Below are 6,070 nucleotides of genomic sequence, written 5' to 3'. Positions count from 1 at the left end.
CGCGCTGCGCTGGCGCCCGCCGCAGCCGACGCTCGAAAGCTCGGAGATGCACACCGCCTACGAGTATGGCGCGCCGTGCCTTCAGCCGGCGCTACCGGCCTCGAGCGAAGATTGTCTCACGCTGAACGTGTTCCGTCCCTTCGGGGTCGACGGCCCGCTGCCGGTGATGATGTTCATCCACGGCGGCGGCTTTGTCGGCGGCACCGCGAATGATCGGCTGTTCGACGGTGCCAGGCTCGCGCAGGCCGGCCTCATCGTGGTCACCGTCAACTATCGCCTAGGTGCGCTCGGCTGGCTCGCTCACCCGGCGCTGTCGCAGGGCTCGGGCAATCACGGGCTGATGGACCAGATCGCGGCACTTCGATGGGTTCACGACAATATCGCGGCCTTCGGCGGCGATCCTGATAACGTCACCCTGTTCGGCAGCGATGCAGGCGCGACGTCGATCGCGCTGCTGATGCTGTCTGCGCAAGCGCAGGGTCTCTTCCAGAAGGCCATTCTGCAATCGGTCCCCGCTCGCGCGCGGCTGCGCGCGGCGCAGGAGGCGGAGGCCTTTGGTCAGCAGTTCGTGGCGGCGCTTGGACCGCAGGGCGATTGGCGCGCCGCCGAACCGCGGCGCCTGCTTGCCGCCGAAAGCAGTCTCTTGGAGACATCGCGGCGCAGCTTCGCGCCGATGATGGACGGAGATCTCGTGACCGAGGAGATTGCCGCCGGCTTTGCGGCCGGACATCAAAGCCGCATTCCCCTGATCATCGGCTCGAACGATGACGAGACCGGTTTCGACAGTGAGTTCGAGATCAAGGAGGAGGTCGCATCCTCAGGCATCACAAACGATGAGCTGCGCGGGCTCTATCCCGACCTCGCGAGGCCCTCGGAGCTTGCGGCCCGGTTCTATACCGACAAGGTCTTTTCCGAGCCCGCAAGATTGCTGGCCCGCCTGCATGCCGCAGGCGGTGCGGCGACCTTTCGCTATCGCTTCGCCTATGTGCCCGAGTCCCGCCGCGCCAATCCCGAGGGCGGGCACGGGCGGGAATTGCAGTTCATCTTCGGTGCGGAAGGCGTGCCAGGAGCGGGCATCTTATCGCGAGGTGATCGCGAGGTCGCAAACCGCATGCGGTCCTATTGGATCAACTTCGCCAGGAGCGGCGATCCCAACGGTCCCGATCTGCCGCGTTGGGACGCCGCGGCAGGCCGCGATCGCCTGCTGCTGATCACGAACGATCGCATCGCGAGCGGGGACGATCCCTTCGCGGAGCGTCTCGACCGGCTCACAGGCGAGAGCAAAAATTGAGTTTGGACTTAAGCCGCGAGCTCGACGCGCGGCGCCGGGCTCAGCCGGTCTTCCTCCAGATAGTCCATCGCACCGTCCTTCTCGACGGCGTAGAATTGCTGGCCATCCCGCGACTTGAAGGCGGCGCGAACGATGCCGCGGCGGCCCTTGTCACTGTTGACGACGTCCCCCAGCGCAAACTTCTTCATCTCACGTCTCACTTGTCTTCAGGCCGACTGCTTCGGCCACGTCCGGATTTTGGGCGGCAAATCGTTAACGACTTGCTAACCATGCCGGTTTGCCTATGCTCGCCGCCGGTCGCGCGGGCATTTGCGCGCGAATATGTTGCCGACGAGACGAACCCCATGACGCGATTTCCGACCCTCTTCCTGTCGCATGGCGGCGGTCCTTGGCCGTTCATGGAAGACAGGCGGGTGCAATATGCCAAGACCGCCGCGGAGTTCGGCCGGCTGCCGCAGCTGTTGCCGGCGAGGCCGAAGGCCGTGCTCGTCATCACCGGCCATTGGGAGGCCGATGCCTTCACCGTGTCGACCTCGGCGCATCCGCCGATGGTGTACGACTATTACGGTTTCCCCGAGCATACCTACCACCTCAAATATCCGGCGCCGGGCCAGCCCGAGCTCGCAGCCGAGGTGAAGGCGCTGCTCGCGCGCGCAGGCCTCGATTGTCGGGAAGATCCCAATCAGGGTTTTGATCACGGCACCTTCGTGCCGCTCGGGCTGATGTATCCGAATGCCGACATGCCGATCGTGCTGCTCTCGCTGAAGTCGAGTTATGACGCGGCCGAGCACGTCAAGGTCGGGCAGGCGATTGCATCGCTCCGCGATGAAGGCATCCTGATCGTCGGCAGCGGGCTGACCTATCACAACATGCGCGGCTTCAACCGGCCGGAGTCCAAGCCTGTCTCCTACGATTTCGAGGCCTATCTCAACGAGGCCATCAGCAATCCGGATCCGGCGCGCCGCAACGCGATGCTGGTTGATTGGGAGAGCGCACCGAGCGCGCGCCTGGCCCATCCGCGCGAGGACCATCTGCTGCCGCTGATGGTGGCCGCCGGCGCGGCAGGCAGCGACGCGGGTCACCGTGTTTTCGTCGACGAGGTCGCGAGCGTCGCGATGGCGTCGTATATGTTTGGCGGATGACTCTTTCCTTCTCCCCTTGTGGGAGAAGGTGGCGCGAAGCGCCGGATGAGGGGTATCTCTCCGCGTATTCAGATTGCGAATTGGACTCGCGGAGAAGGACCCCTCACCCAAGCGAGCTTGCATCTACCGGCGTCGTTGCCCTCTCTCACAAGGGGAGAGGGCGCATCAATGCGCACCTCGCTTGAGCGAGAGCCTGACCTCACCCGTATTTCAGCTTCATGAACAGGATGCCGCCGGCGAGCACGATGGTGATGGCGTTGGCGGCGACCAGCGGGGCATCGCCCGAGAGCAGGCCGTAGACGAGCCAGAGCGCCAGCCCCAGCACCATGACCAGGAACATGCCGAGCGAGATGTCTCCGGTGGAGCGGGTCTTCCACACTTTGATGGCTTGCGGCGCGTAGGCCACGGTGGTGCAGGTGGCGGCGGCAAAGCCGATCAGCTTGATCACGAAGGGGTCCATGGCGGCTCTATAGCATGGATTCGACGACGGCCACGCCTCATGCGCGGGATGTCATGAGATCGCGATAGAGCGCGGCATAGTCGCCGGCGCGGTTGCGCCAGGACACGTCGGTCGCAAGGCCGTTTCGTTGCAGCCGACGCCAGGTCTGCTTGTGGTGGAAGGCGGTGTTGGCCTTGCGCAAGCTGCCGGCGAAGGCATCCGCCGTCACGGGTGCGAACTTGAATCCGGTGGCATCGCGCCCGGAGGCGTCGGCCTCGCCGACATCGACGATGGTGTCCTCGAGCCCGCCGACGCGTGCGACGATAGGGACGGCACCGTAGCGCAGCGCGCACAGCTGGGTCAGGCCGCATGGCTCGAAGCGCGAGGGCACGAGAAGCGCATCCGAGCCGGCCTGGAGCAGGTGCGCCAGGATCTCGTCATAGCCGATCACGACCCCGATCCGGCCGGGATTTGCGCGGGCCGCGGCCTGGTAGCGATCCTGGAGATCGCGGTCGCCGCTGCCGAGCAGCGCGAGCTGCATGCCTTCGCCCAAGATGGTCGGAATGACCTCGAGCAGGAGATCGAGCCCCTTCTGCCACGACAGCCGGCTGATGACGCCGAGCAGCGGCGCTTCGTCCGAGGAATCGAGGTTGAACTGCTGCTGCAGCACTGCCTTGTTCGCGGCCCGGAACGTCAGGTCCTCCGCGCCGTAGCGGTAGGCGATGTGCGGATCGTCCTGCGGATTCCACACCGAGATGTCGATGCCGTTGAGGATGCCGCTGAGCACATGCGCGCGTGCGCGCAAGAGGCCGCCGAACCCCATGCCGCCTTCGTCGCTCTGGATCTCCCGCGCGTAGGTCGGCGACACCGTGGTGATGCGATCGGCGAATTGCAGGCCGGCTTTCAGGAAGCTGATGCCGCCGAAATATTCGAGTTCATTGACGTTGAAGGAATGCCAGGGCAGGCCGATCGATCCGATCAGCGCAGGCGCAAATTTGCCCTGATAGGCCATGTTGTGGATGGTCATCACGGTCGCGGGCCGCGGGCGATTGTCGTAGTGCAGATAGGCCGGCGCGAGCCCGGCCTGCCAGTCGTGGGCGTGCACGACATCGGGCACGAAGGCCGGGACGAGGCCGTGGCCGATATCGGCGGCGATGCGCGACAGCGCCGCGAAGCGCACGCCATTGTCCGGCCAGTCGACGCCCTCGCTGGTGACGTAGGGGTTGCCCGGCCGCGCATACAGATGCGGCACGTCGAGCACGAACAGGTCGAGCCCCTCGTGGGAGCCGGCGAGCAGCCGTCCGGGACCGCCGAAATAATCCGGCCAGTGCCGGATCTCCTCTGCGTTCGATACGAGCCGCATCACGTCGGGATAGCCCGGCATCAAGGTCCGCATCTCGACGCCATGCGCCTTCAGAGCGATCGGCAGCGCGCCGGCGACATCCGCGAGGCCGCCGGTCTTGACGATGGGATAGACTTCAGAAGCGACCGCGAGGACGCGAACAGGCGTCATTTATTGAGCCCGTCGATCATCGGCTGGGTGATCAACGAGATGCCCTGCTCGGTGGTGCGGAATCGTTTCATGTCGAGCTCGGGATCTTCGCCGACGACGAGGCCTTCCGGAATCTCGACGCCGCGGTCGATCACGACGTTCTTCAGCCGCGCGCCGCGTCCGACATTCACATAGGGCATGATCACGGCGTTCTCGACATTGGCATAGGAATTGATGCGCACGCCGGTGAACAGCAGCGAGCGGCGCAGCGAGGCGCCGGAGATGATGCAGCCGCCCGAGACCAGCGAGCTCACGGCCTGGCCGCGCCGGGCCTCCTCGTCATGAACAAATTTCGCCGGCGGCGTGATCTCCGCATAGGACCAGATCGGCCAGGCGCGGTCGAACAGGTCGAGCTCCGGCACGACGTCTGTGAGATCGATATTGGCGGACCAGTAGGCGTCGACCGTGCCGACGTCACGCCAATAGGCGCCGTTGTGGCCGTTGGAGCGCACGCAGGAGGTCGAGAACTGGTGCGCGATCGCGCGGCCGTTCTTGACGAGGTATGGAATGATGTCCTTGCCGAAATCGTGGTTGGAGTTCGGGTCCTCGGCGTCGCGCTTGAGCTCCTCGAACAAAAATTTCGCGTTGAAGACGTAGATGCCCATGCTGGCGAGCGAGACGTCCGGCTTGCCCGGCATCGGCGGCGGATCTTTCGGCTTCTCCAGGAACTCCTGAATCCAGCCGTTCTCGTCGACATGCATGATGCCGAAGCCTGAAGATTCCGCGCGCGGCATCTCCAGGCAACCGACCGTGACGTCGGCGCCGCTCTCGACGTGCTGGCGCAGCATCACCTCGTAATCCATCTTGTAGATGTGGTCGCCCGCCAGCACCACGATGAAGCGGCAGGCATGGGATTCGATGATGTCGATGTTCTGGTAGACCGCATCCGCCGTGCCGACATACCACATGTTCTCGGAGACGCGCTGGCTCGCGGGCAGGATGTCGAAGCTCTCGTTCCGCTCGGGCCGGAAGAAGTTCCAGCCCATCTGAAGATGGCGGATCAGGCTATGCGCCTTGTACTGGGTCGCCACCGCGATCCGGCGGATGCCTGAATTGACGGCATTCGACAGCGCGAAATCGATGATGCGGGATTTTCCGCCGAAATAGACCGCGGGCTTGGCGCGCCGGTCGGTCAGCTCCAAAAGCCGGCTGCCGCGCCCCCCGGCCAGGACGAACGCCAGCGCCTGACGGGCAAGCGGCTCATTACCGACGGCACTCATGTCATCCTCCCACTCTGGAATTTCGAGGCTTTTTGTCGCGAGAAGGCCCCGCGGTCCCGCGCCCACTGGAACCGATAGTAACGGCACGCATAGTAAATCAGGAAGTAGGTTGTTGGTTGCGAACGCGGCAAGCTTAATGCTTTCGCATTGGCGATCCAGCAGCGCGCTCTGGGCGGGACTTGTGCGCCGCACGCAAAATCCGGCTTTGACTCGGCGCCGGGATACCCGATCATGGTGTTGCGATCCTTTTTCCAAGCGAAACGTCAGACAGGGAGTAAGACGATGAGGATCTGGAGAACGGCAATTGCCTGTGGCTTGGCCGGCGCGGTCATCGCCGGCGAAATCCAGCAGGCGGCGGCAGCCCCGCTGCCGACCAACGTCGCGACCATGAAGGCCGCGGTCGGCGACGATGTCACGCCGGTGCAT

General features: G+C 64.6%; 6 protein-coding genes. 2 read left to right on the top strand and 4 right to left on the bottom strand.

Annotated elements, in window-relative coordinates; translation table 11 throughout:
- Window positions 1-1,291 (top strand): carboxylesterase/lipase family protein (locus MOV74_RS29080; protein WP_246930087.1); only part of this gene is annotated, 1,291 nt, incomplete at its 5' end.
- A gap of 8 nt (window positions 1,292-1,299) precedes the next feature.
- Here MOV74_RS29080 and MOV74_RS29075 read toward each other — a convergent pair.
- On the bottom strand, window positions 1,300-1,479 hold the full coding sequence (locus MOV74_RS29075; RefSeq protein WP_246930086.1) for a hypothetical protein: 180 nt from the start codon (window positions 1,477-1,479) through the stop codon (window positions 1,300-1,302).
- A 156-nt stretch (window positions 1,480-1,635) separates the two neighbouring features.
- On the opposite strand from MOV74_RS29075, the gene MOV74_RS29070 reads away from it, so the two are divergent.
- Window positions 1,636-2,433, top strand: a complete 798-nt coding sequence (locus MOV74_RS29070; RefSeq protein WP_246930085.1) for a class III extradiol ring-cleavage dioxygenase — start codon at window positions 1,636-1,638, stop codon at window positions 2,431-2,433.
- Between the two features lie 199 nt (window positions 2,434-2,632).
- On the opposite strand, the gene MOV74_RS29065 is transcribed toward MOV74_RS29070, so the two are convergent.
- From MOV74_RS29065 to glgC, 3 genes are read right to left on the bottom strand one after another with little or no spacing between them, the layout of a single operon-like run.
- The gene (locus MOV74_RS29065; protein WP_106946923.1) at window positions 2,633-2,893 is read right to left on the bottom strand and encodes a SemiSWEET transporter; all 261 of its coding nucleotides are present in this window, start codon (window positions 2,891-2,893) and stop codon (window positions 2,633-2,635) included.
- Between the two features lie 37 nt (window positions 2,894-2,930).
- Window positions 2,931-4,385, bottom strand: a complete 1,455-nt coding sequence (gene glgA / locus MOV74_RS29060; protein WP_246930084.1) for a glycogen synthase GlgA — start codon at window positions 4,383-4,385, stop codon at window positions 2,931-2,933.
- Complete coding sequence (gene glgC / locus MOV74_RS29055; RefSeq protein WP_246930083.1) at window positions 4,382-5,644, bottom strand: glucose-1-phosphate adenylyltransferase; 1,263 nt, start codon at window positions 5,642-5,644, stop codon at window positions 4,382-4,384. The genes glgA and glgC overlap by 4 nt, the downstream gene beginning before the upstream one ends.
- Window positions 5,645-6,070: the final 426 nt, after the last annotated feature.

The organism is Bradyrhizobium sp. SHOUNA76 (genome assembly GCF_023006445.1).
Classification (GTDB): Bacteria; Pseudomonadota; Alphaproteobacteria; order Rhizobiales; family Xanthobacteraceae; genus Bradyrhizobium.
Note: the sequence above shows the minus strand (reverse complement) of the source record. Positions and strands in the feature narration are given on the sequence as shown.